This window comes from Acinetobacter marinus (genome assembly GCF_900096915.1).
Taxonomy (GTDB): domain Bacteria; phylum Pseudomonadota; class Gammaproteobacteria; order Pseudomonadales; family Moraxellaceae; genus Acinetobacter; species Acinetobacter marinus.
Genome location: NZ_FMYK01000002.1, coordinates 306,046 through 332,408, shown reverse-complemented (window position 1 = coordinate 332,408; position 26,363 = coordinate 306,046). Strand labels below are relative to the sequence as shown.

Here is a 26,363-nt window from a genome sequence, read left to right as displayed (position 1 = left end):
ATAGCCATCAATTGACGGCTATTTTTCAAACAACTTCAAGCATATTATGCCGAAACACCGACCACGATCGTTGCCACATAACCTGCTGATACACTGCCTGAAAGATCCATCATTTGCAGTGAATAGCCATCATTAAACACATTGTCGTTGGATAATGAAATTCGGCTAAATGGTGTTTGGCTACTGCTGTACAAGTCCGAGTTGCTATACACCTCATCACAAGCATCTTCAGGCAAGGCGAATTGTGAGGTTTTGAGCTGATTGCGATAGGTGGTTGCTACGCTCACACTTGGAAAGACCTCGAAGTGAATATGTGGCCAACGCCCTTCATAACAACCTGGAAATACCGTATCAAAATACAGCATACCGTTGCTATCTGTCGCTTGCACGCCACGCAAATAGTCTTCATCGGTCACCCCTGATGAATATAAAGAATACTCACCATCTGGGGTGCAATGCCAAACATAAATCGCATAATCGGTCAGCGCACTACAATTGTCATTAATATCGACCAGTTTAATCGCAAGCGTTAGCGGTACGCCATCAACGCTATTGCCCGTATACAAACTCGAGGTAAGGTCACTGCGCACAATACCTGAGCGGGTTAAGGCATTAATGCTCGAGACATGCCCATCGGCAGGATAAGGCCCTTCGGTCTCAGTTGGAATTTCGGAACAACTACTTGACGAACTGCCCGAACCCGATGAACCGCTTGAGCTAGACGAACCACTCGAACTGGATGATGAACTGCTATAACTATCACCACCATCTCCACCGCCACAGCCCATCAATAAAGCAGCCGTTCCCCCAACACCCCAAAGTAAGGCATCTCGTCGGGACAATTGCTTATTCAACATCTGCTGAATATCTTGCGCAAGCCCCATTGAGTCCACCACGTGTGTTTCCTCATGATTCATATCGATCTCCACTTGGCTAATCCGCCAAAATTGGCATTTGACTTTTTGGTTTTAACTTGAGCATTAAAAAAGAAAAGCGTAGATAAAAATGCCAGCTTCGGTAATGTCATGTGAACATTATGGAGAAATAAACAGCACTGCAACAAATCTGTTTATTAATTATGCTTAATATTCGATTCAGCGGAAATTTAGCAAGCAATCTTATCTTACTGAATCTTAAAATTTAGATTGAAGAATCACATATTAAGAAAATAGATTATTTAGCCAAACTAATAAAAATACCAAGAATGAACAAATTCATTCGCAAAATGCATCTTGTTTTGCAACAAATCATTACACACCAATTTTATTTCGTTACATTGCATCACATTCGCATCCATGATGTTTTTTTAGTCTATCTTTTTTTAAAGCGAAAGGATCATTCTCATGGCTGGACTCTCTATTTGGCACATTGCGCTTTTATTGATTGTCGTTGTGCTGTTATTCGGCACCTCAAAACTGAAAAATTTAGGTCGAGATCTTGGCGGTGCAGTCAAAGATTTTAAAAACTCGGTCAAAGATGAAGATGCAAAATTGGATCAACAAAAACACCAACACGCCATCGACAGCGAAGCCCGCGTGGTCAAAGACCACTCCAATGCATCTTAAAGCCCTGAGACTATCGTTCATGCTTCACAGTAGATGGCAAGATGTTTGATATTGGATTCAGTGAGTTACTCCTGCTCGGCGCCATTGCGCTGATCGTGCTTGGTCCTGAAAAGCTCCCGACAGCGATGCGTGCGTTGGGATGTTTTTATGCCAAATCAAAACGCTTAGTTAGCGATATTCAGCACAGTATTGATCAAGAGTTGAAGTTGGACGAACTCAGACAACAGATGCAACAAGAGCTTGAACACATCAAACAGACTGAGCAACGCATGCGAGAAGAACTGCAAAAAATGAGCCTCGATATGGAACAGCTCAAGGCACGCAAAGCGCAATCTAGTCCGCCTATATCAAACAGCGCAATATCTAATAACACAATATCAAACAGCTCAACCTCATCGCCAACCGCACAAGACACCTTTCTAGACATCACACAAAACATCGTGATGCCAAAGCAGGAGGAACTGTCATGACAGAACCCTCTGCGCAGTCCACGGCTAGCACACAAGCATCAGCCAAGGCACAAACAACCAAGACACAGCCACCCTCTGCGACCTTGCCAAACCTAGCACCACCAAACCCGAATGCGCTAGCTTCGATGAGCATTATTGCGCATTTACAGGATTTACGTCAGCGCTTGATTCGGATGTTTGTGGTGGTGCTATTGATCTTTTTTGCGCTACTGCCCTTTGCCGATCAACTCTATGAAATGCTGTCTGCACCACTTCGTGCATTGCTTCCAAGCGACTCCAGTATGATCGCCACGGATGTCACTGCCACATTTATGGCACCATTTAAGCTCAATGCCTTTGTCGCAGTGATTCTTGCCATGCCGTACTTGCTCTATCAGGTTTGGGGCTTTATTGCGCCTGCCTTATATCAACGAGAACGACACATTGCGATTCCGCTGGTGGTCAGCAGTTTTGTCTTATTTTATGTGGGGATTGCTTGTGCTTTCTTTGTGACTTTGCCTGCGGTGTTGTCGTTTTTCATTCATGCGACACCCGACAGTGTGGCACCGATGACCGACATCAATAGCTATTTAAGTTTCTGTTTAAAGTTGTTTTTAGTGTTTGGGCTGACCTTTGAAGTGCCCATTGCCACCTTGATTTTGATTTTAACTGGTTTGATCAGCACCCAAGACTTGGCAGCAAAACGCCGTTATATTATTGTGGGATGCTTTACCATCGCCATGTTCGTCACACCGCCTGATGCACTGAGTATGGCACTGCTTGCTACCATCATGTGGTTATTGTTTGAATGTGGATTGTTTTTTGGCAGAATGTTGGAAAAGAAAACGGTTCAGCCTTAAAGGTCATTGTTTTCTTTTCCACACAGTATTATCTCTGCTTCAACAAGCACGTACGCAGTTCCGCCACAGAACCCACAATCGCCACAGGTGCAAATCGCTCAAGTACCTCTACTGCATGCACGCCATAGCTCACACCGACTCTAGGCATATTGATTTTCTGTGCCATTTCCAAATCATAACTGGTATCACCGACCATCAAGGCACGATCTGCAGGCACACCAGTCACATTTAAGATTTCTTGAAGCATCGAGGGATCAGGCTTCGAGCGTGTTTCACTGGCGGCACGTGTTGCGACAAATATGTCTTCACTTTGTGTCTGCGCAAGTACCCGATCAAGCCCTTTACGGCTTTTCCCTGTAGCGACAGCGAGCAATTTGCCTTGTGCTTTTAAGACATCAAGCAATTCCGCCACACCATCAAACCACACATCACTGCCTGAGTTTGCGACATAATGCTGTGCATAGTCAGTTAGAATCTGTTCGTGTAATTCAGGCACTTGTGGGAATAGGCGTTGCATCACTTCAGGTAAGCCAAGTCCAATCACACTTTTTGCATCATCGTCTAACAGCGGTTGTTGAAACTGTTGTGCGGCAAATTGCAAACTTCGGACAATTTGACCAACAGAATCAAACAACGTCCCATCCCAATCAAAAATGATCAGATCAATATTTTGCATATCCAATGCGCTTGTCGTGTCTACATCGGGAGAAAATTGGCTTAAATCATTCATCAGTAAAATCTATCTCGTCCAAATTCATTTCATAAGCTAATCGATTTCAATTGCTGTCTGATGACTTACTCAGACTTTTAATCAACTTCTGCATATCATCGGGTAACGGCGCTTCGATCACAGGATAATTCGGTATTTCCAAACGCATGGCATGTAGGCAGAGTCGCTTGACATCGTGATGAGAAAACGGCACTTGATGCCCATATTTATCATCGCCAACCAAGGGATGTCCAATACTCAAACCATGCACACGGATTTGATGAGTACGCCCAGACAATGGCGATGCATGAATCAGCGTCGCTCCAGTATAGCGCTCAACCACATTCCACTGGGTTTGGCTAGGCTTACCTTCTTTGGATACACGAACACGACGTTCGCCATTATTCAGTTCATAACGTAACAATGGCGCATCAATCAATTGCTTGTCTAAAGCCACCACGCCTTTCACGATCGCCGCATAAGTCTTTTTGATGCGATGTTCTCGCAAATCATCTTGTAGCGTTTTCAGTACAGAACGCTTTTTGGAAATCATCACCAAGCCTGAGGTATCACGGTCAATACGATGAATCAATTCTAAATATTTTTTTCCTGTGGCTTGGCGCATCGCTTCGATCAAACCATACGCCACACCGCTACCACCATGTACCGCAATGCCTGACGGCTTATTGACCACGATCAAGCCTTCATCTTCATAGATGATGCGAGCCAATAAACCTTGCGCCACACTATCGCCGATCGGTGCATGATCTTCTTGCTGTTGCATACGAATCGGTGCGATACGGATTTGATCGCCAATATTGAGCTTGGTTTCTGCTTTAATGCGTTTTTTATTGACCCGTACTTCACCTTCACGAATCAGTCGGTAAATGCGACTTTTCGGCACACCTTTTAAGGTGCGAAAGAGGAAGTTATCAATGCGCTGTCCTTCATGATGTTCCGTCACATCAATCCACGTCACGCTTTGCCATGCGCCTGCTGTATCGACATCAGCTTTTTCTTGTTCTAACTTTTCTTCTTCAAACTTTGCAGGTCTTGAAGGTGCTGATTTTAAAGGCACTGATTTTGATGGCGAGGATTTAAAAGTCGAACGCTTTGAGGACGACGAATTTGAAGATCCTGCGTTTGAAGATCGTGCTTTTGAAGCGGACGTTTTTGAAGACGAGGTAAACTTAGATGGGCGCATTAAACTCACAACTTATTCATGGGCAGGATTTGAACGCTTGGGCGTAGCGATCTTTCAAGATCAATATTTTACAACGATATTTCAATCAGATTCTGATTAAGTCACGGATACGGCACAATTTCGCAATTTTTGCCTATCTTTTAAGCAAATAACATCAATTAATCGCAAATATCATATAGGCAGATGGCGATGTATTTGCTATATTCAGCGCACGGATACCAACGTCACCGTCCATCATAATATATCTTCTTTTGAAAAAATAAGACGATAGATGCACATAAGATGACGTGTCGGTCCTCAAAGATTATGCCTAAGCCGATGGCAGATTATATCGGCAAAACTGTGATGTGCATGTGTTTATTTTAACCATGTTCACCGCACAGCATGCAAATGTCGCTAACCAACGACCAATCAATCGTGAAGTTAGTTTAATTGATAACGGATTGCATCAGACACATTGCACCACGCAAGATATTCAGGCAACCCATTTGATCATTTAAGGTTTGTTAGCCCTCGCCACGATGAGCATTCCGTGGCTTGAGAGAAATGACTAGCAAAAGATCGAATGATTTAGATTTAACGATTTAACGCTTACAACGTCATTCTTAATGTCTAAATCCATGCGTCTTATCGCAAATTGTGAATAGCAAATAGCGAATAGATAGTCACCTTAAATACAATGCGTCCCCCAGTGAATATCGTTGCAACGAATCTCAACAGAGACTTGGCAACAGTATGCAGACACAGGATTAGACAGTTTCATTTTTACAATCGAAAAATGTACCGTCGATCTCCACTGTCGCAACATTGCGAAAACGATTTGAACAAAACGATGTAAAGAACATCTATTCAAAACTTTTCGCTTGCTATGATCATTGAATTATTAATGTGGTGTTGATGCGTTTGGGTCATCCTTGATTAGGTATTACACCCATGAAACGTATGTTGATCAATGCAACACATGCCGAAGAAGTTCGTGTTGCACTTGTCACAGACAATCGTCTGTATGATTTTGACCTTGAAAATCGCACGCGTGAACAGAAAAAATCAAACATCTATAAAGGTCATGTGACCCGAGTAGAACCCTCTTTAGAAGCAGTCTTTGTAGAATACGGCGCAGGTCGTCAAGGCTTCTTGTCTTTACGTGAAATCGCACATTCTTATCTACAAGGCGACCCTCGCCAAAACCACAATATTCGTGAACTGATTACTGAAGGCACTGAGCTTTTGGTACAAGTGGAAAAAGAAGAGCGTGGCAACAAAGGTGCTGCACTTTCGACCTATATTTCACTTGCAGGTCGTTATTTGGTGTTGATGCCAAACAACCCGAAAGGTGGCGGTATCAGCCGTCAGATTTCAGGTTCGACACGTGAAGAATTGAAAGAAATTTTAGCCTCACTCAATCTACCTCGTGGCATGAGCTTGATCATCCGCACCGCAGGGATTGGTCGAAGCAAAGAAGAATTACAACTCGATTTGCAACACTTGCTCGATCTTTGGAATCAAATCCAAAACTCAGCAAAAAATGGTCCATCGCCGATGCTCGTGCATCAAGAAGCAGGTGTAGTGACCCGTGCCATCCGTGACTATCTGCGTGATGACGTCGCAGAAATTTTGATTGATAGCGAAAATGCCTATAACGAAGCCTATAACTTCGTCAAAGCAGTGATGCCAAATCAATTAGACAAATTAAAAACCTATACTTTAAACGATCCATTGTTTGCGCATTTTGGTGTTGAAAGCCAAATCCAAACTGCATATGAGCGTGAAGTGAAGTTGCCATCAGGTGGTTCGATCGTGATTGATCAAACCGAAGCATTGGTGGCAATCGACATCAACTCGGCAAAAGCCACTCGTGGTCAAGATGTGGAAGACACAGCGCTTCACACCAACCTTGAAGCTGCTGAAGAGATTGCTCGTCAATTGCGCCTACGTGATATGGGCGGTTTGATCGTGATCGACTTCATCGACATGGGTCGTGAACGCAACCAACGTATGGTTGAAGCGAAACTGCGTGAAGCCACGCAAAGTGACCGTGCTCGTATCCAATTTGGTCAATTGTCACGTTTTGGCTTGATGGAAATGAGCCGTCAACGCCTACGCCCATCGCTCGAAGAGTCTACTGGCTACGTCTGCCCTCGCTGTCATGGTACAGGCATGGTGCGGGATCAACGCTCATTGTCATTGTCGATCATGCGTAAAGTCGAAGAGATTGCGCTCCAACACCGTCAAGGTGAAGTGCAAATCGAAGTGCCTGTGGAAATCGCAGCATTCTTGCTTAATGAAAAGCGTCATAGCTTGGTTTATCTCGAGCAAACTTCGGGTGTGCGTGTCACTGTATTGCCACATCCACACTTAGAAACGCCACATTACGAAATCCAATACAATCCTGAAGGCTATGCACCGACTAGCTATGAACGTACTGAAGCAACACGTTCAAGCGAAAAAGACATCGGTTATGAATCTTCGACATGGCATATTGAAGAAGCAACTCATGTTGCACAAAATACGCCTATTGATAGCGCTAACGTACCAGCAAAAAGCGCCAACAAAAACAACTCGAAACAAACTGCTGCGCCTGCACCTGTTACATCAGCACCTACAACACCTGCACAAAGTAGTAGCCCATGCGCTTGGTTAGAAAACTTGTTTGTCCCTAAACAAGCCAAAACCACCGATCAAGCACGCAGTGCACAAAATGCGGCGGCAGCGATTGAGCAAATGGTCAATGCGGGTGCGGTGAGCCGTGGTCAGTTTGGTCAAATTGATAGTGCAAGCATCGAGCAATCGGCGCAAACCAACAATGCTTATCTGAATCCAAATGCACCAGCGTCTGAAACGACGGACAACGAAGATCGTTCACGTCGTAAAGACAAACGTAAGCGCAAAGATCAGCGCACTGATCGTCAAGAGCAACGCACGGAGCAACGTACAGATTCACGTGAGCAACGTGAGCGTGACGAACAGCGTAGCGACAATCGTGAACAGCGTAACGACTCACGCAATGACAATCGTAATGGACGCAATGCCGAGCAAGCTGAACAGAACCAGCGCAAACCTCGAAATGATCGTCGCAATAAGCAAAATGGCGATCAAGAGCAAAACGACAACCGTCAGCAAAATGCGGTGCCTCGTCGTGAGCGCAATCAAAATCGCCCACCACGTCCGCAACGTGAACGTGACAGCAGTGTCTTGAATGAATCGGCTGAAAATAGCGATGACAGCATCAATGTGCAAACCTTTGAGCAAGGCACTTCGGAGATTTTACCAACAGCGATGCTGGTCAATACCGATACAGCACAAACTGAAATCGTTGCCTTAGAACGCTCGAACAGCACACCGCCAGTCGCTGCGATCGAAACATCAGTCGAACCGCAGTCTGTGACACACAATGTTACAGCGCAAGACGATGTGCAAAATGAGCAACAGCCAGCTCAAACACGCAGCAATGCGCAAAAAGGCAAAAAGAAAGGCAAATCTCAGCAAGATCGCCCAACTGAGTCTGTGCAAGAGCAAGCTCAAGACGAACCAGCAACACGTGCCAGCAATGATCCACGTGAAAAGCGCCGTCTCAAAGCACAAAAACGTGCACAACAAAGCACTGAAAAAGCGCCACTAAACGCCAAATCATTGGCGAGCTTAGCGCAGTTTAGTGTGGTTGGCTTGATTCGTCATGTTTACGGTGAAGATTGTAATGTTTTGATTGAACAGTTTGGTCTGATTCCAACCTTCAATCGTGCCGTAACTAAGCACACCGAAGCATTCCAATCAGCGGTAATTGCTGAGGATGATGAGGATGTCTACACCGGCCCAGTGACCCGTGATGTCGAATTGCCTCGTGAGCAAAATCAGGAGCCTGTTGAAGCATTATCTTTAACACCACCTGAGCCAAGTGTTCGCCTGAGCAATGACCCTCGTGAAAAGCGCAAACTTGCAGCGCAAAGCACTGAGTCAGGTGCAGAAAACACCCAGACTGTGGTTGATGCTGACGCTACAACTGATGCGACAGCAAGCAGCACATCTGTGACTGTAGAGCCGACAGCACAGGAAGATCTTGCGTTAGCACCAGCTGAGCAAGCGCCAGCATCGACTGAAGCACCGCATGATGCGATCCCTGAAGTTGAAGCTGACACGCAAGCTCCAGCAGAATCTGAAGCTGAAACAGCAACAGAATCAGCGCTAGAGCATGAAACACCAGCTGAGTCAGAGTCAGAGAAAAAAGCAACACGCACTCGTAAAGCCAAAAGCGATGAGGACAAACCTGCTCGTCCACGTCGCCCTCGAGGTCGACCACCGAAAAAAGTCAGCCCAAGCACTGATCAAAGCTAAGATCGAGAAGCTCAATACTGACCAGTCAAGTATTGAGCTTTTTTATTTAGTATAGTCATTGCGCCGTGAATGATTTCATGCGCAAAATACATTCCACTTTTATATGACTGTATCAAATGACACAGTCATATCCATTTTAATGATAGAAAATATAAAGGAGCTTGGTAATGAGCATTGATCCGACTAAAGATATAATTTCCCTTTCGGATGTGATAAAACAAGTTCCGCAATTTGCAAAAAAAATTCCCAATGTCCTGAGTGGTTTAAGGCATGCTTATCTACGACGACCAAGCACCACCTGTGGACTCGGCTGGGCATTTGAAAAAGCCGTTGAAAAAAATCCAGATGGCAGTGCCCTGCTCTATGAAGATGAACAGTTTAGTTATACCGAATTAAATATCTGGGCAAACCAGATTGCGGATTATTTTCTGAGTATCGGTGCGAAAAAAGGCGACGTCATCGCTGTCATGATCGAAAATCGCCCAGAATTGGTTGCCACTGTACTCGGACTTGCCAAAATCGGCGTGGTCTCGGCTTTGGTCAATACTGCGCAAACTAGCAAAGTGCTCAGCCACAGCATTAACCTCGTCAAACCGTTTGCGGTGGTGATTGGTGAAGAAGTTCAACAGGCGGTCTTAGACATTCAAAACGATCTACAACTTGCACAGGACAAATTCTTTTGGTTTGCCGATGATGACTCAAGCACCTCTGCGCCAAAACCATTCACAGACCTAGCGCAGGTCAGCAAAACATGTCGCCAAGATAATCCATCAGCCACGCAAGAGATTTGTGGGAAAGACGGGTTATTTTACATTTATACATCTGGCACCACAGGCATGCCTAAAGCGGTGATTTTCAATCAAAATCGCTGGATGCTTGCCTATGGCACTTATGGTCATGTGCTCAATCTGGATACCGATGATGTGATGTATGCCACTTTACCGCTGTACCACGCTACAGGCATGGTGGTGTGCTGGTGTGGTGTGATTGCGGGCGGTTCGGCGCTTGCGATTCGCCGAAAATTCTCAAAATCAAACTTCTGGAAAGACGTACAAAAATTTGACGCGTCAGCAATCGGCTATGTCGGGGAATTATGTCGTTACTTGCTCGACTGTGAACCAACACCTGAAGAACGCCAACATCGTGTACGCAAAATGATTGGTAATGGCATGCGCTCCAATATTTGGCATGAATTTAAAGAACGCTTTGGCGTTGAAGAAGTTCTTGAGCTGTATGCCTCAAGCGAAGGCAATGTCGGCTTTAGCAATATTTTTAACTTTGAAAATACCGTGGGCTTCTCCCCGACACCGTATGCCATCATTGCCTTTGACAAAGAGAAAAATGAGGCGATTCGTGATGCGGATGGCTTCTGTCGCAAAGTCAAAAAAGGCGAAACAGGCTTATTGATTGGCAAAATCACACGCCGTTCACCCTTCGATGGTTATACCGATGCCAAAAATAATGAATCGGTTATTATGCAAGATGTCCTCAGCACAGGTGATAAATACTTTAATACAGGCGATCTGGTGCGAGACATTGGCTTTCGTCATGCACAATTCGTCGATCGTCTCGGTGATACTTTTCGCTGGAAAGGTGAAAATGTTTCGACCACACAAGTGGAAAATATCGTCTCTGAATACGATAAAATCGCCGAAGCGGTGGTCTACGGTGTCGAGATCCCCAATACCAATGGTCGTGCGGGCATGGCAGCGATTACCCTACAAGATGGCAAATCGCTCGATGATGGCGATCTCGCCAGTATGGTCAAAGCATTCAAAGCTGAATTACCAGCCTATGCTGTGCCTGTCTTTCTGCGCATCCAAAAGCACATCGAAACCACAGGCACATTCAAATACTCCAAAAACAAACTCAAAGAGCAAGCCTTCGATCCAGAACAATGCCAAGAAAAAATCTTAGTGTTACTCCCTGGTGAATCTGCATATTGCGAAGTCAGTAATGACGTTTTAAACAAGATCAATCAAGGTGAATATCGATTCTAAGCCTTTCGCAATGTGCTTGATCTAATCAAAAAGCAAAGTTTCGACTTTGCTTTTTTCATTAAAATGATGCAAATATAAGCAAACATATCGTTTAAGGATAATTTTCCCTTGTGTTCATCAGATAAATTGCTACAATACGCTCCATCGAAATGAAGACACATTATTTTTTAATGTGGCAAGGAAAATTGAAATTTTATTGATTTTCTCTTGCGTCGAAATCATCGATAATTAATCGATAATTTCTCCTCAGGGTCGTTAGCTCAGTTGGTAGAGCAGTGGACTTTTAATCCATTGGTCCCGCGTTCGAGTCGCGGACGACCCACCATTTATTTCGATATGTTTGCAATTTCCTTGTAAACAACCGCTTTAGAAAGTAATCTTCTTTCTAAACATGAGCAGATGTAAGATAACTCTTTCTTATATCTAAGAAATTGATACCTTTCAATTTCTCTTGCGCTTCGAAAAAAGCAGTGCTTTTTTCTCGCTCAGGGTCGTTAGCTCAGTTGGTAGAGCAGTGGACTTTTAATCCATTGGTCCCGCGTTCGAGTCGCGGACGACCCACCATTTCCTTATATTTGATACTTTATATTTCAGCTTATCTATTTTAGATAAACTGTTGTAGCACTGTATTCAAAAACAATCTTCCCTGTTCGGTACATTTCAGTTGCTCAATATCTTGATCAAGCAAATTCTTTTGGCGTAATTCATCTAAAACTGGTTGAATCGTTGATAATTCCAATCCTGTTCGCTTTTGATAAAAATCACTTGGCACACCTGCATTCAAACGCAGTGCATTCATCATAAATTCAAAAGGCATGTCGTCATCGGCAATCGCTTTAAATTGCAAATTTGGCGCAGGAGTTTGTTCTAAATAATCTTTGGGCATGCGTGTTTTTTGGAAACGATAGATGCCATCTGGCAAAGTCACCTTACCATGCGCCCCTGCGCCAATCGCTAAATAATCACCAAACTGCCAATAATTGAGATTATGCTGACTCGGTCGCTCTTTTGCCCATGCCGACACTTCATAATTGATAAAGCCATGCGCACGAAGCAACGCTTCGCCTTGAAGCTGAATCTGCTCAAGCACCTCTTCATCAGGCAAAGTCGGCTGTGAGCGGTAAAAAACGGTGTTCGGCTCGATGGTCAGTTGATACCATGAAATATGTGTTGCACCGCAGTCAATTGCCATCTGTAGATCCGCTAAGGCTTGTGCAACACTTTGCTGTGGTAAGCCATGCATTAGATCAACATTGATGCGCTGAAAGCCTGCACTTTTGGCATTTTGAATCGCAGATTTGGCGTTGTCAGGATTGTGAATCCGTCCTAGTCGCTTTAAATGTGCTACATCAAAGCTCTGTACACCGATCGAAAGTCGATTAATTCCAGCGTTTAAATAATCTTCAAACGGATCGTGCTCTACTGTGCCTGGATTGGCTTCCATGGTGATTTCACAATTTTTCTGAAATACAATTTGTGATTTTAAAGCATCGAATAATCGCTGATACGCAGGCGCAGAAATCAACGATGGTGTGCCACCACCGATAAAAATACTGTGCAATTCCCGCCTTTGAATAAATTCTTTTTGTGTCGCAAAGTCTGCAATCAGCGCATCAATATATTGCTGTTCCAAATTCTGACTGAGCTGTCCTCCTGCCAGTTCATGCGAATTAAAATCACAATACGGACATTTGCGCACGCACCACGGCATATGGATATACAGCGATAGTGGAATTTCGGCGATAAAAAGTGGATGCATGCAACACTCAGCAAATAAAATAAAAAGCAAAAAAAGTAAATCAGGAAAAATGAAACGGCGCATAGTTTAACACGCTCGGTCAGCCACTTTTTCAAAAAATGTGTACTCGAATCAAGCGCAGAATCTAGCCTAAAATCAAACATAGAATCCATCACTAAATCATGCTTTACTAAGACCATATTTACAGCCTACGAGAGCGATAATGCGTGCTACAGAAATGCTGATTCCTTTGCTTTTTGCAGCGGGCATTGGCTTGGCAATGGCGACCCAAACTGCCGTCAACACCCAACTCCGTCAATATCTCAACAGCCCGATTCAAGCCGCATTTTTTTCCTTTTTAGTGGGCACGATCTGTTTAGCGATCATGATGTTCGTCATGATGTGGAACGGTTCAGCAACCAAGCCAACGCTGACTCAGCTCGGCGATATTCCGATCTGGCTATGGGTTGGCGGATTGCTTGGCGTCTATGCAATCACAGCCAGTATTTATACCGCACCAAAACTCGGTTTTTTGACCTTTACAGGATTGGTGCTGTTTGGTCAGGTAATCATGTCAATGTTATTAGATCATTTTGGACTCATCGGTGTGGAGAAAAATCCTGTCAATTGGCAACGACTTTTGGGTGCGATTCTGATCGCTGTCGGCATACTTTTTACCTTACAACGCTGATTCGATTATCACATTGCCGTCTAATCGCTGCTTACTTTCACTAGACTCGAAATTAACTGTGCTTTGCCATGTGAAGCCTATCCCCACTGTGTTAAAGTGCCTCGTCGTGGTGCAAGTTTGCTTTATTTGAGCATTAATTAATCAATATTTAAGGATGTTATGTCAGCGTCTAGTCAACTGCGTTTTGAGTTAAAACATTTATTGCAGTTAATGTTGCCTATTTTAATCACCCAGTTCGCCCAAGCGGGTTTTGGTTTGATTGATACCATTATGGCTGGACAGCTCTCCGCCGAAGATTTGGCATCGATTGCGGTGGCGGTCGGCTTGTGGATGCCTGTGATGTTACTGTGTACAGGTATCATGTTTGCCACCTCTCCGCTTGTTGCGGCGGCGATGGGCGCTAAAAAACACAAAGACATTGCGCACATTAGCCATCAGGCGCTGTGGATTGCCTTACTTTTGGGGCTTTTGGGTATGCTGGCTTTACAACTCATGCCGTTATTTTTTGAACCCTTAAAAATCCCTGAAAATCTGCATCACAAAGCAGGCACTTTTTTACATGCCATTGCCTTTGGTATGCCTGCGGTGACGATGTATACCGTGCTCCGTTGCTATACCGAAGCACTTGGTCGAGCAAAAGTGGTGACGGCGATTAGCTTGTTGGCTTTGCCGTTATTAATTCCATTTAACTATGTGTTTATGCATGGACTATTTGGTCTGCCTGAGATGGGCAGTGCAGGCTGTGGCGTAGCGAATGCGATTTTGCAATGGCTGATGTTATTTGCCTTGGCGGCATATGTCTATCGTGGCAAAGCCTTTACTGAGACCCGACTTTTCCAGAAGTTTGAAAAAATTGATCCGATCTTGTTTCGGCGTATTCTCGGTCTCGGCGTGCCGATTGGTTTGGCTTTTTTCTTTGAAATCAGTATCTTTAGTACCGCCGCACTGGTGATTAGTCCGCTTGGCGATATTGTCATTGCAGCGCATCAAATCGCCATGTCGATCACTTCACAGCTCTTTATGATTCCGCTGTCGTTAGCCTTAGCGCTGACCATTCGTGTTGGACAACACTTTGGTGCAGGCAATTTTGATGCGATGCGTAAAGTGCAAAAATTGGGCTTTATGGTGGCGACGGTTGTGGCATGTTGTACCATGATTTTCTTATGGTTTGGACGAGGCTGGCTGATCCAGCTTTATAATGATGATCCAGCCGTACTGCATGTGGCATATGGTTTGGTGATCTATGCCCTCGCCTATCAACTGGTCGATGCATGGCAAGTCATTGCTGGTGGCTGTTTGCGAGGTATGCAAGACACCAAAAGCCCGATGTGGATTTCCTTTATTTCCTATTGGATCATCGCCTTACCGATTGGGATTTATCTGACCCGCTATGCCAATGCCTCTGCCAAAGGAGTATGGATTGGCTTGATCATTGGTTTATCGATTGCCTGCGTGTTACTGTTGATCCGATTGATTGCCAATAACCGACATTTTAAACATCAAGCGCAACAACAAATACGGATGACCCAGCCAAGCTGAACCGTCTTTTCTGCTCTAGGTAACTATTGCTCACAGAAGCGCACTTGTAAGTTGAGCAATTCACCCTTACATTCAAAGCATTAGCATTTTGTGAACTCAATATGTTTGATCACTTGAGATCGTCACGGTGATCATTCTGGAAAAACCTATGGCAGACAACAAAGCATCCGCAAGTCGACGGTTTATGAAACTGGCAGGCATGACCGCCAGCATTGCAGGCAAAGCGGTCACTAGCTCGATCAAAAACATCAATGCGGACGAAGAAAAAAAACTGCAAGCACGCTCAGCACTTTACCAAGAGATTGGCGTCAAAATCGCCGAAACCCTAGGTGAAATGAAAGGTGCGGTGATGAAAGTCGGGCAAATCGCCTCACAGTACAAAGACATCTTCCCCGCCGAAGTGCAAACGGCAATCGCCAAACTACAACGTCAAGCCCCTGCCATGCCTTTTGCCTTGATCAAAAATCAAGTGGAAAAGGAGCTCGGCAAACCACTTGCTGAATTATTCCAATCCTTTGATGAAACACCTTTTGCGGCGGCATCCATCGGTCAAGTACATAAAGCCGTTTTGCCCAATGGTCAGGCGGTGGTGGTCAAAGTGCAATATCCAGGTGTAGACGAAGCCTGTGAAAGCGACCTCAAACAGGTTCGTTTAGCGCTACGTTTGATGGGTGTGTTGAAAATTGATCGTAAATTACAAGATGAAATTTTCCATGAAATCCGTGAAAGCCTCTACACCGAACTGAACTACGAAATCGAAGCGCAAAATCTGTATGTGTTTAAAACCTTTCATGCCGAACTCGATGATAAAATCATTATTCCCTCAGTGTTTCCAGACTATTCTTCACGGCGCATATTAACGCTCAGTCAAGAAGTTGGTGAAAGCATCGAGACTGCAAGCACTTGGGCTGTGGAAAAGCGCAATGAGCTCGGGCGTCGTCTTTTCCAAGCCATCGGACAAGAGATTTTTTATCTGAAACGCTTTCACTGCGACCCGCACCCAGGTAACTTTGCTTTTCGTGAAGATGGCAGTGTGATAGTCTATGATTACGGTGGTGTCAAAACACTCAGCCATGACATTGTCGATACCTATAAGCATCTGATCAATGCGGCACGACAGCAAAACATCGCTGCCATTGAAACTGATTTGCGCACGCTAAATGTGCGTACCGAAAAAGGTCAGATTCGGCAGCAACTGTATCTGGACTGGCTAGAGGTACTGATGCGCCCACTGGTCACGCATTATGATTTTGCTGAAAACTCCTCACATCATGATGGTATGCGACTCGCCAAGCAATCTTTGAAATATTGGGACTGTTTCCAGCCATCGCCTGACACACTCATGGTGAATCGTACTGTTTCTGGACATTACTGGAATCTGATCAATCTCAAAGTGCATGATAATTTAAACGATTTGTTTGAACAGCTGGTGCCGAAACAAGACATTTGATCCTGCCTACTGATACTAGCTGCGATTCTAGCTACAACAGATCATGTAAGTACGTGTAAAGCCTGTTACAGCCTGCCATCAAACACTTACACTGTTATAATATAACAATGCACGATTGCTTGTTAATATTATCCTATCTTGTAGACATATCCCTAGATGTCACCCAAGCATTTTCATGGGATTAAGGTATGAATAGTTTGTCTATTCTACGCTTATCCTCCTCTGCGAAGTAACTTCCCCCGAGTTGCTTCGTTTTTTTTGCCTCAATTTTCACTCAATTGATTTGGCGTTTTAGCGCGTTCGCATAAAAAAAGAGAAGGTGCTTGTCCTTCTCTTTAGGCTAACTCGTATCGCAATGTTCTGTGCTTATTGCTTTTGCTTCTTTATGCGATACTTATTTTGTTCTAGCTTATGCTAGTTTTTTTACTGCACGAGGCTGGCTTCTACCCAACCATCACCATGCTCGGTAGTTACTTGGTGAAAAGCTCCGCTGCTATTACCTGAGTAAACCATTTCTGAGCCTTTAGACAGTTTAGTCACCACACTACTGCCTTTATTGGCAGATTGATAGAGTTTGACATTATTGATCTTTGGATAGAGCACCTGTCCTGATGCTGCCGATGAGCCACTGGCTTGACCTGAACCACTGCCAGTAAGCCCTGTCACTTCTTTGGTTAAATCACTGGCTTCTTTGGTCGCACCACTAATCTGACTGATTGAACTACGCAAATCACGTAAGCTGTCTGCAAAACCCGCATGGCTAAAAGTCGGTGCAATGATGAGGCTCACACAAATCAAGCCAAAAAGAGATGTTTTCATATTATTCTCCAAACACGTTGTTTCACTTTTTACTTCATTCCAATGTAGTGATCACAATTTTAGTTAGATAAACCAATGAGATATCCAACTCAATAGACCACACTATTGAGCTTAGTTTTATTAGCACTGTACAACATCACCCATATGGGTGATTTACGAGAATTAAAACTTGTTAATTTGTAAATATAAGTGAATCAATTCAGCAAAATGCTCTGCCAACTGCGATCCGAGAGACTATACTTTTCATTGGGGAGAATATGCGCCGTAACATGCACTTGCTCGGCAAAATGCTGAATACTTTGGATATTGGTATAAATATCATCGCTTCCTGCAAAACAGTGCACTGCAATATGAGACGGATGCGAAATGTCCCATGATTTATCAATCAGATTGACATCAAAAGCGATCTTATAACTCGCCTTGCTGAGATAGCTCGCAAATAATGTTTTGAGTGATTCGCTGTTTTGCCAGCGTTGCACTTTGAGGCGATCTTCAAGATGCTGTTGGCGTTCCATTCGTTTGGCAAAATACAGATCCATATCTTTGGCAGCCAGCTCTACAATATGCGGGGCGATTGCAAACCATGCAGTGTGTGGAATTTTATTGATCTTGGTGATGTTAATATATTCCGCATGATGAAAATGTTGCTTCGACATATACTGTCTTGGCAAAATCGGCGAAACCAACTTGACCGTTCGCACATTTAGATCAAGGTGCGTTGCAAGATTGAGTGCAAATGCAGCGCCTGTATGAATCCCCAGTATCTCCACACCCTCAGTCACATCGAGATCGTGATGAGCGATATACTGCGTAATCTGCGTTGCCAATAATTCACAAATCTTAGGCAGATTACCCTTTGACCAATCTCGGTGAGAGATCTGATGATGTGTATTGAGCACCACCAAGCACAAATCATGCTCCAAACACCATAACTTCCAATAGGAGATTTTATCTTCGGTCAGATCCCATGCAATACCAAAGAAACTCGGAATCACAAAAATAACTTTGCCTTTGCGATCACCGATTTCAATGATGGCTTTATCTATTAAATCAGCGAGTGGCGTGGTGTCTTGCGTGTATTCAAGTTGTCGCATTTTGCCGAGCCAGTAGCTCCCAGACATGACTTTTTTGATCAGCTCGGCTTGGCTATGGGTCTGCGTTTTCTGCATCATCCGTTTCAGATGGGTGCGATATGTTTCGATATTGATATGCAGATGTGCTATCGCCAAATCACTACGCCCATATCGAATTAAAGCATAGAGCGCCCGTGCTTCTGCCTTACTAATTTGATAATTTTTTTGCAAAGTTACTTGATCTAAAACAATATGTTCATCAAAGACATAGACAATAAAACTTTGATGATGGCGATCTTGATAAGGCACCATGCCTACGCAATAGGTGTGATTTTGAGCATCGTCGTCACGCTCCACCATCAGGTTGGTCACGTGATATTCTTCATCTACAACATGCTCAAGGTGTGATGATTTGCACAGTGCTTGCAATTTTGCGAGTAGATTGACCTGATTGAGCAAGTATTTGGATTGATAGTTTTGATGTAAAACCTTGCCATGTTGATCCAGAAACAACACCGCAAAAGGCAGATGATCAAAGACATGATTCATCATCCGCCATTGATGTTCGAGGTTTTGCTTAAAGCGGATACTCTCCAGCACGCCTTTTTCAAAGGTGGAATCTGCACCCATGCTTTCAATTTCTGGAGAGTGCTGGGAAAGATGTTGATAGAGCTCAAACCAGCGCTTACCATCCATCACCGTTTGCTGGAAGGCAGATAACAGCTCAGACTCAATACCACGCTCAACCATCAACATCTCCCGCCACAACACATAGATTGATTTGAAATAATATCCTCAAAACAATATACGCCGTTGTGCTTTTTCAGGAAAGCGTGATTTTACTCACTTATTTTTAAGGCATCTGGATGCTGAGCAGTTTTTGCCATGTCCAAATATTTGGCTTGAGATTTTTTGTTTTTGCGCACACCTTCGCCATCTCGATAGGCTTGGTACAGCGCATACATGGCATCGGCATCGCCATTGTCAGCAGCAGTTTTGAATAGCTCAATCGCTTTAGCACTGTCTGCTTCGACACCTAAGCCATCACGATAAGCCACAGCAAGCATATAATCTGCACGAATCTCGCCCCGAGATTTCGCCAATTCAAACCATTCCAAGCCCTTTTCCGCTTGTTCATGATTCTGCGCATAAATCCCCATGCAAATCATCGCCTTGGTATGACCTTGCTCGGCGGCATGTTTCAATAATGGTAAATGTTGCTCATGCTCCACAGGCAGATTCAACGCCAAAGCAAATGTCGCATCGATATTGCCTTGCTGTGCTGCTCGCTCTATCCACGCCATACCTTCTTTCGGATTTTTCTCTACGCCAATACCTTGTAACCAACATTGCCCAAGAGAAAACTGCGCCGCGTCGAAACCAGACTGTGCTGCCTGCGCAAGCAGTTGCAAGCTCTGTTGCAACATCTGCTTTTTCGACGCCTCATCAGGCAACTGGTCAACCTGTTGCAAACAGGTCATACCTGCACGATAGGCGGCTTCGACATGACCGAACTGTGCCGCTTGGAGCATGTATTGCTGTGCCTTTTGCGCATCGCCTTTGTCATCTTGTAATTCGATCAAGGCACGCACATAGAATGCAATCGGATTATTGTCCTTGATCGCACGCTCGGCATAAGCAATCGCTTGTTTTGCATCGCCTGCTTGGAGTAGTCGAAACGCATACAGTGCGCTGGCAAATGAATCTTGCTCGGCATGTTCCTTGAGATATTGCTGTACTTTGTCTTGATCGAGTTGCTGTGCATCATTGATAAACAGTAGGCTTTTCAAATGCTTTTGCTTTTTATAATTGTCTTTGAGCAATTGAAATGCTTGTGCCACATCGGTTTTCAGCAATTGATTGGCATAGGTAAAAATCGCTTCGGGATTATTCATTGCAACGGCTTTTTTCAAATAATCCAAGCCTTTTTCGGCATTGACGCTCACGCCCTTGCCTGTTTGGAACATTTCCGCCAACTGGTAAAATCCATATGAGTCTTTACAAACATTGCCCGCATGCTCAAAAAACATAATCGCTTTGGCAGAATCTTTCGCCACGTAATGCCCTGTCAAATACCAACGTCCAAGCAAAATACTGGCAGCACCGACACCTTGATTCGAGGCTTGCATGAGCAGATTAATGCGATTTTGCGATTCGAGCTTGTTCTGCGCAGGCGCTTTATGCTCGAAATGCTCCACCAATTGGAAACATGCCACGCCATCACCCTGTTGTGCTTTTTGGCGAAGTTGTTGTTCAAATGCAGATTGCGATTGCTGTGCGCTATTGCCCGTCACATTGTTTTTGTTTTCAATCTGTGGTGTTGATTTGGTCATAGCTGTTCCGTGGATGAATTGAAAATTATGAATTGAAAAAATAGGCTCTATTCTACGAGCCAAGTGCGAATCGCTCAAGTAAATCTATGATGCGCACGATCAAATTGGGTTACTGAAACAGCACGGTTTTACAGAGATAGTAAGTGACCGCCAACGCTGAAACGCCAATCAAGATACTGCTAAATATATAGCCAAACGCCAAGCCATAATGCCCCAACTTGATCAATTGAAAGCTCTCCAAACTAAAGCTGGAAAAGGTAGTAAATCCACCCAAAATGCCGACCATCAAGAACAATCGCCACTCGCCTTGCAAGCTGACAAAACGCTCACTGGCAGCAAAGAACAATCCTGCACAAATACAACCAATAATATTCGCCCACCACGTCGCCCACGGAAATGTACCTTGCGCCACAGGCAAAAGCTGGCTCAGCGCATAGCGACCGCTTGCACCGATCGCACCACCCAATGCTACCCATAAAAACATATGCTTCACTCGAACTGATTTGACGACTGCTTGAACATCAACAGTTTACCTTGCTATCGACGGAAAAAGGATAATTTATTACTTGGTGAATGGAGATTGTACTTTGTGGGCACTCTTGTTAGGCTATGCGCCATTCATTCGATTTTATAGAGATTCAAAATGACAACGAGTTTAGCGCCAAGAATAGTCAATGATTTATTGGTACAGCTTGAAGCAGGTACAGCGCAGTTTGCCGATGTGATTCGCTTGATCGATATGCACTATCAACATACACCGACTGCTTTTCAAAATGGCGAACAGCATAATACTGCCGAGCAAAATCAAGGCAGTGCCAAAGTGTTGAGTTTTGCTAAGCTCAATGGTTTGGATCAAGCGCAGACTTTGCGTTTATTTGCTGAACATTATCAGTCTGTTTTGGCGACACCTGAAGGCACAGATCATCAGAATATTCGTCAGTTTATGGTGAATGGTTGGGATGGTGTGAAGTTTGAGGGTGAGGCGCTAGTGGATAAATAATGTTGATCTCACCAAGATGATCAACTTCACTGCACGTTATTCAATCTATTTGCAAATATAAGCTAACCCACCACATATCGCCTTGGGTTAGCTCAAGAAAAAACTGTCTTAAGTGCAATCCTGATCTTGTAATTTAACTTCCTGTGTAACTTTTAATTCAGATTGAATCACACCGTTCAAATTATATGGACGAACTATTTTTCGCCCTAAAAATAATTTCGAGTAAAAATCCTGTTGCTCTGCTGTCAATGTTCCATTCAAAAATTTAAAATTGTTAATTCGACCATACCCATTTGTATACAAATCGAATTTTCCACCTGAATACCCATTTTTGCATGACTCACGAATGTGTTTTGGCAATCTGTTGATCATCATGCCATAACTCCTTTGTAAATTTCTTTCAAAATTCGGCATTCTATGTGCTCCTTGTAAAAATTGTACTGACAAGCGAATAGTGAATTTTTTATCAGGCGGGCTTTCTTTTGTGTAACCTTGCTTATTTACATAATTATCAGCAATAAGATAGGAAAGGCGTTGTGCATTATAGGATTTTGCGATTTCCTCTACGCGTTGATTGTATGCTTTCAAAGTCGGATGTGGATTTTTTATCGCATAAACAAGATGCTTGGTGGCAGGATTAAATGTGTACTCCACTCGCCAAATATAATCATCAATGTCTATATTGGTTGTTTCAATATATGTCGGTAATTCAGATTCATAGGATATTGCTTCAGCCATCGTTGCTTTTGGCTCTGCCATCTCCTTATTGATCTTCGCACCGAGGTCTTGAGTTTCACTATGCGCAGCAACAGAGCTAAGTGAAATAATGGAAGCAATAAAACAATTTAATATTTTGATTTTCATCATTTAAAACTCTAATTTTTGGACAAATGTCAAACAACACAAAACTCAACTTAGAAAAACTGCCCCATAAATGCAACTGAACACCATGCACATTATATTGAGCGAACTTTGTCATTATTACTTATTTTTAAACTGTGATCCAATTATTGGACTGTTATATTATCGTCGATCAAATCTACAAATGCTCACCCACCCATCGCCCACTTGCCATACACGCCGTCAGCAGATAGCCACCTGTCGGCGCATCCCAGTCGAGCATCTCACCGCAAGCATAGATCGCACGGCTATTTTTCAGCTTTAAGTTTTCATCCAAAGCCTCTTGTTTGATGCCACCCGCACAACTTATCGCCTCCTCGATCGGACGGAAGCATTGCACATAGATCGCAAGTTGCTTGATGTGCTGTGCCATTTTGGCATGATCATTCCAGTCGGATTTCGCCACCACATCACGTATCAATGCAATTTTAGTTTTATCCAAGCCAATGCGTTGCCATAGCGTATTTAAAGACTGCTTTTTGCCGTGTTGTAACTTGTCCAAAAGCTCAGATTGACTCAATGCAGGAAGCAAGTCGAGATAGAGTTTTGCTGTTTTTGAGCTATCGCCATGCAAGCGGAACTGATCACGCAAGGCACGATTACAGCGATAGACCAAACCGCCCTCTAAGCCATAATGGCTAATCACCATCTCACCGAACTGTGGCGTATCACCTTCCGCCCATGCACGAATGCGCTTTAACGGTTGCCCAAAATGCGCATGCATAAAATCTGACCATGCCACGCAAACACCGACATTACTGGCTTGGAATGGCTCAATTTGTGAAGCATCTAACCACGACTGCCAACGTCCATCACTACCCAGCTGTGACCACGACACTGCACCACATGCCAACACGATAGCGTCGACCTGTTCAGTACGAGTCTGATCATTTTTCAGATCACTATTTTGAAGATCAATCACGGTGATTTCACCATCTTGAATATGACTGATTTGATGGCGATAGTGGAAAGTTACCCCTTGATTTTGTAGTCGTTTTAACCATGCTCGAAGCAGTGGCGCTGCCTTCATTTCATTAGGAAAAATCCGCCCTGAGCTACCAATATAGGACTCAATGCCTAAGCCCTGCATCCATTCCTGAATATGCTCAGCATGGAACGCCTCGACCATTGGACGTAGCCACTCGGCATGATCATAACGATCAATAAAATCGCCAAGTGGCTCATTATGGCTAATGTTGAGCCCTGTCTTGCCTGCCATGAGGAATTTACGTGCCGCCGATGGCTTTTGCTCATAGATGCTGATGTCAAAATTGCCACGTTCTGCCAACACTTCGGCACACGCCAGTCCTGCAGGCCCTGCACCGATGATGGCGACTTTACGCTTCATGAGCTTGTCCTAAGCGTGGTTGGATATCATCGAATCGCGTTTGATAGCCTTGTGGCTTAGTGATAATAATTTGCTGACACAATTCGCCACGCTGTAAATACTTAATTTCAAAATGCGTCCGAGCGGAATCTTGGGGAGTTTTTTGTAGCTCAAAAGGCAATTTCCACACCTGATTTAATTGCTCAACCGCTTCAGCAATATATTCTGCAATATTACTCGCCAACGTGATCGTGCCACCCACCTGCAAACGTGACAGTAAATATTCAAAAAAAGGCATATTCAACCAACGCTGTGTTGAGTTATGCGGTTCAGGATTTGGATAAAGCAGGAAAATCTGTTGCAACTGTGCAGGATATAACGCATGCACCACCCACGGGATTGCATCAGCATGGATGGTTGTCAAGTTATCTAAGCCTGCTTCACGCTGTGACTTTTGCATGGCTTGGAATTTTTCGGCGGTGCGCTCGATGGCGATGAGTTGTAGCTTTGGATGATTCGAAGCAAATAAACAGGCGTGCTTGCCTTTGCCTGCGCCGATTTCGAGGCAAACGGGATGGTTTTCCATCACCTGCTTTTCAATCGGCTGAAAGTTGCGAGGGGCTTTTAAATAGTGTGATTGGAATGGGCGAATATCAGGATAAGTCATGGACTACAAATACATTTGAATACGGTTTTAGGACTGCATCAGTCTAGCAAGTACGCTACAATTTGTCTGTGTTTCTACGCAAGTTATCTATTTTTCTTATCTCAATTTCACTCGTAAAATTATGACAGACCACATGACTTCATCCGCTAAAAATCCAAAATCTTTTCCCTGCCCACGTTGCGGCGAAGCCAGCCATTGGCAAGACAATCCGTATCGTCCGTTTTGCTCTGAGCGTTGCAAGATGGTGGACTTTTCTGCATGGGCAAATGAAGATTACAAAGTTGCCTCTGAAGATAGCCCATCACGTATCACGCCTGAGCACGATCAAGATTAGTGCCTATAACGAAGTACAACCCAACTTGAGAATGCCACCTATTCGCTCTGTAGCATTGTGTAAGGTATTACGACAAATATTGTCATTTTGTACCCATTTTTATATAGTGTGCCACAGTAAAATAATCAAAATGGCAACTGTGCTGAGATACTCAAGGGGGAAAATGATGCGCAACGTGATGCTTTCAATTGGTCTGACTTTGTCTAGTTTGGTCGTATTCAGTGCGCCAAGCTATGCCAATACACCCGCAAAAGCAGTGACCAAGCAAAGTCTCGCCAAGCAAGAACTCATTGATATGCAACAATTAAAAGTAATTTGGAAAAAGTATCAGCAAGACATCCAGCAGATGCAACAGGTGATCCCTAGCCTACAAGCCGAAAAAGATCAGGCGAAGCGCAATGCCCGTGTCTATACCTTTAATCGCAATCTTGAACAATCCAAAGCGGCATTAAAACGCTTGGTGCTTGCCGATCAGACGGCGATCAAACTGCGCCAAGGCATCACTAATCACGCCACCAAATACCAAAATGTCTTTAAACTGGCGACGCTGGACAAGCTCAGTGGTGCACAGCGCAGTACTTTAGAGCGATTAAACGCACAAACCAATGCGCTCTATCAAAACATGCAAAAGACCGCCTCACAGCTACCAAAATCTTAATCTTCTAAAATCAAAAAGATCACTTTGATTCGATATATGAAAGTAAATTGAGAAGATAAAATCTAACCCGCTTTACTCGACACAAAGGGATTGAATTGTTTTTCATGTCCGACGGTGCTTGTTGGACCGTGACCACAGATAAATTGCGTGTCATCAGGTAGGGTATAAATCTGGGTTTTGATCGAGTTGATCAAAGTCTCAAAGTCGCCTTTAGGGAAATCTGTACGACCGATCGAACCCTTAAACAGTACATCACCTGTCCACAAAATATTCATTTCAGCGCAATAAAACACCACATGACCTGGGGTGTGACCTGGGGTGAATCGCACTTCAAAGGTATATCTCCCTAATGTCAGGGTTTCACCGCCCTCAAGCCATTGATCGACAATGACCTGTTCAGCAACAGGAAAACCGTATTGACGGCAGATATCTTGCAAAGCATCAAGCCAAAACTGATCTTCACGGTGTGGTCCCACTACTGGCACATCGTAGACTTTCGCCAAGGCCCCGACTGCACCAACATGATCGACATGCCCATGGGTATTCCACAAGGCTTTGACGGTCACACCGAGCGCCTCAACGGCTTGTTGCAGTTTTTCCGCTTCACCGCCCGCATCGATCAACACCGCTTCCATCGATTCGTCATCCCACACGATGCTACAGTTTTGCTGAAAGGCAGTCACAGGAATAATTTGGCAACGTAACATAATGAACCTCA

23 protein-coding genes and 2 tRNA genes are annotated in these 26,363 nt (G+C 44.1%); 13 read left to right on the top strand and 12 right to left on the bottom strand.

What is annotated here, in order from left to right:
- Positions 1–44: 44 nt before the first annotated feature.
- Positions 45–917 carry an intradiol ring-cleavage dioxygenase gene (locus tag BLQ60_RS04965; RefSeq protein WP_092616856.1) on the bottom strand — a complete coding sequence of 291 codons (873 nt, stop codon included), beginning with the start codon at positions 915–917 and terminating at the stop codon, positions 45–47.
- Positions 918–1,343: 426 nt separating this feature from the next.
- Here BLQ60_RS04965 and tatA point away from each other — a divergent pair, with 426 nt between their 5' ends.
- From tatA to tatC, 3 genes are all read left to right on the top strand, one after another.
- Entirely contained in the window at positions 1,344–1,565 is a 222-nt protein-coding gene (gene tatA, locus BLQ60_RS04960) for a Sec-independent protein translocase subunit TatA (protein WP_092616854.1), read from the top strand.
- 41 nt (positions 1,566–1,606) lie between these two features.
- Positions 1,607–2,035 (top strand): Sec-independent protein translocase protein TatB, encoded by a 429-nt coding sequence (gene tatB, locus BLQ60_RS04955; RefSeq protein ID WP_092616852.1) that lies wholly within the window; start codon positions 1,607–1,609, stop codon positions 2,033–2,035.
- Positions 2,036–2,160: 125 nt separating this feature from the next.
- Positions 2,161–2,874 (top strand): twin-arginine translocase subunit TatC, encoded by a 714-nt coding sequence (gene tatC, locus BLQ60_RS04950; RefSeq protein WP_092617424.1) that lies wholly within the window; start codon positions 2,161–2,163, stop codon positions 2,872–2,874.
- 28 nt (positions 2,875–2,902) lie between these two features.
- Here the strand turns inward: tatC and BLQ60_RS04945 are convergent, their stop codons facing one another.
- Complete coding sequence (locus BLQ60_RS04945; RefSeq protein WP_092617421.1) at positions 2,903–3,550, bottom strand: HAD-IA family hydrolase; 648 nt, start codon at positions 3,548–3,550, stop codon at positions 2,903–2,905.
- A gap of 100 nt (positions 3,551–3,650) precedes the next feature.
- Complete coding sequence (locus BLQ60_RS04940) at positions 3,651–4,661, bottom strand: RluA family pseudouridine synthase (RefSeq protein WP_092616850.1); 1,011 nt, start codon at positions 4,659–4,661, stop codon at positions 3,651–3,653.
- 1,059 nt (positions 4,662–5,720) lie between these two features.
- On the opposite strand from BLQ60_RS04940, the gene BLQ60_RS04935 reads away from it, so the two are divergent.
- From BLQ60_RS04935 to BLQ60_RS04920, 4 genes are all read left to right on the top strand, one after another.
- A complete protein-coding gene (locus tag BLQ60_RS04935) occupies positions 5,721–9,116 on the top strand; it encodes an Rne/Rng family ribonuclease (protein WP_092616848.1) in 3,396 nt (1,131 codons plus the stop codon).
- A gap of 167 nt (positions 9,117–9,283) precedes the next feature.
- On the top strand, positions 9,284–11,116 hold the full coding sequence (locus tag BLQ60_RS04930; RefSeq protein ID WP_092616846.1) for a long-chain-acyl-CoA synthetase: 1,833 nt from the start codon (positions 9,284–9,286) through the stop codon (positions 11,114–11,116).
- Between the two features lie 249 nt (positions 11,117–11,365).
- Positions 11,366–11,441: transfer RNA gene (locus BLQ60_RS04925), tRNA-Lys, on the top strand.
- Positions 11,442–11,604: 163 nt separating this feature from the next.
- Positions 11,605–11,680 (top strand) — tRNA-Lys (locus BLQ60_RS04920).
- Positions 11,681–11,720: 40 nt separating this feature from the next.
- On the opposite strand, the gene hemW is transcribed toward BLQ60_RS04920, so the two are convergent.
- Entirely contained in the window at positions 11,721–12,875 is a 1,155-nt protein-coding gene (hemW, locus tag BLQ60_RS04915; protein ID WP_092617418.1) for a radical SAM family heme chaperone HemW, read from the bottom strand.
- 202 nt (positions 12,876–13,077) lie between these two features.
- Between hemW and BLQ60_RS04910 the strand changes: the two genes are divergently transcribed.
- From BLQ60_RS04910 to BLQ60_RS04900, 3 genes are all read left to right on the top strand, one after another.
- On the top strand, positions 13,078–13,545 hold the full coding sequence (locus BLQ60_RS04910; protein ID WP_378235227.1) for a DMT family transporter: 468 nt from the start codon (positions 13,078–13,080) through the stop codon (positions 13,543–13,545).
- Positions 13,546–13,704: 159 nt separating this feature from the next.
- Complete coding sequence (locus tag BLQ60_RS04905; protein ID WP_092616842.1) at positions 13,705–15,084, top strand: MATE family efflux transporter; 1,380 nt, start codon at positions 13,705–13,707, stop codon at positions 15,082–15,084.
- Positions 15,085–15,232: 148 nt separating this feature from the next.
- On the top strand, positions 15,233–16,534 hold the full coding sequence (locus tag BLQ60_RS04900; protein ID WP_092616840.1) for an ABC1 kinase family protein: 1,302 nt from the start codon (positions 15,233–15,235) through the stop codon (positions 16,532–16,534).
- A 423-nt stretch (positions 16,535–16,957) separates the two neighbouring features.
- Here the strand turns inward: BLQ60_RS04900 and BLQ60_RS04895 are convergent, their stop codons facing one another.
- The 4 genes from BLQ60_RS04895 to crcB form a co-directional block, all read right to left on the bottom strand.
- Entirely contained in the window at positions 16,958–17,353 is a 396-nt protein-coding gene (locus BLQ60_RS04895; protein ID WP_092616838.1) for an SH3 domain-containing protein, read from the bottom strand.
- Positions 17,354–17,547: 194 nt separating this feature from the next.
- Positions 17,548–19,176 (bottom strand): helix-turn-helix transcriptional regulator, encoded by a 1,629-nt coding sequence (locus tag BLQ60_RS04890; protein ID WP_143005183.1) that lies wholly within the window; start codon positions 19,174–19,176, stop codon positions 17,548–17,550.
- Positions 19,177–19,265: 89 nt separating this feature from the next.
- Positions 19,266–20,759, bottom strand: a complete 1,494-nt coding sequence (locus BLQ60_RS04885) for a tetratricopeptide repeat protein (protein WP_092616834.1) — start codon at positions 20,757–20,759, stop codon at positions 19,266–19,268.
- A 109-nt stretch (positions 20,760–20,868) separates the two neighbouring features.
- Positions 20,869–21,243: a fluoride efflux transporter CrcB gene (gene crcB, locus BLQ60_RS04880; protein WP_092616832.1), complete on the bottom strand. Its 375-nt coding sequence runs from the start codon at positions 21,241–21,243 to the stop codon at positions 20,869–20,871.
- Between the two features lie 159 nt (positions 21,244–21,402).
- Between crcB and BLQ60_RS04875 the strand changes: the two genes are divergently transcribed.
- Positions 21,403–21,759 carry a HopJ type III effector protein gene (locus BLQ60_RS04875; RefSeq protein WP_378235226.1) on the top strand — a complete coding sequence of 119 codons (357 nt, stop codon included), beginning with the start codon at positions 21,403–21,405 and terminating at the stop codon, positions 21,757–21,759.
- Between the two features lie 108 nt (positions 21,760–21,867).
- On the opposite strand, the gene BLQ60_RS04870 is transcribed toward BLQ60_RS04875, so the two are convergent.
- The 3 genes from BLQ60_RS04870 to BLQ60_RS04860 all read right to left on the bottom strand — a co-directional run bounded on the left by BLQ60_RS04870 (position 21,868) and on the right by BLQ60_RS04860 (position 24,653).
- The gene (locus BLQ60_RS04870) at positions 21,868–22,626 is read right to left on the bottom strand and encodes a hypothetical protein (protein WP_092616830.1); all 759 of its coding nucleotides are present in this window, start codon (positions 22,624–22,626) and stop codon (positions 21,868–21,870) included.
- Between the two features lie 172 nt (positions 22,627–22,798).
- Complete coding sequence (locus BLQ60_RS04865; RefSeq protein ID WP_092616828.1) at positions 22,799–24,007, bottom strand: TIGR03862 family flavoprotein; 1,209 nt, start codon at positions 24,005–24,007, stop codon at positions 22,799–22,801.
- Positions 23,997–24,653, bottom strand: a complete 657-nt coding sequence (locus BLQ60_RS04860) for a DUF938 domain-containing protein (RefSeq protein ID WP_092616826.1) — start codon at positions 24,651–24,653, stop codon at positions 23,997–23,999. The genes BLQ60_RS04865 and BLQ60_RS04860 overlap by 11 nt, the downstream gene beginning before the upstream one ends.
- A 133-nt stretch (positions 24,654–24,786) precedes the next feature.
- On the opposite strand from BLQ60_RS04860, the gene BLQ60_RS04855 reads away from it, so the two are divergent.
- The gene (locus BLQ60_RS04855) at positions 24,787–24,987 is read left to right on the top strand and encodes a DNA gyrase inhibitor YacG (protein WP_092616824.1); all 201 of its coding nucleotides are present in this window, start codon (positions 24,787–24,789) and stop codon (positions 24,985–24,987) included.
- A 175-nt stretch (positions 24,988–25,162) separates the two neighbouring features.
- Complete coding sequence (locus BLQ60_RS04850) at positions 25,163–25,645, top strand: hypothetical protein (protein WP_143005182.1); 483 nt, start codon at positions 25,163–25,165, stop codon at positions 25,643–25,645.
- 62 nt (positions 25,646–25,707) lie between these two features.
- Here the strand turns inward: BLQ60_RS04850 and BLQ60_RS04845 are convergent, their stop codons facing one another.
- Positions 25,708–26,352 carry an MBL fold metallo-hydrolase gene (locus BLQ60_RS04845; RefSeq protein ID WP_092616820.1) on the bottom strand — a complete coding sequence of 215 codons (645 nt, stop codon included), beginning with the start codon at positions 26,350–26,352 and terminating at the stop codon, positions 25,708–25,710.
- Between the last annotated feature and the right edge of the window lie 11 nt (positions 26,353–26,363).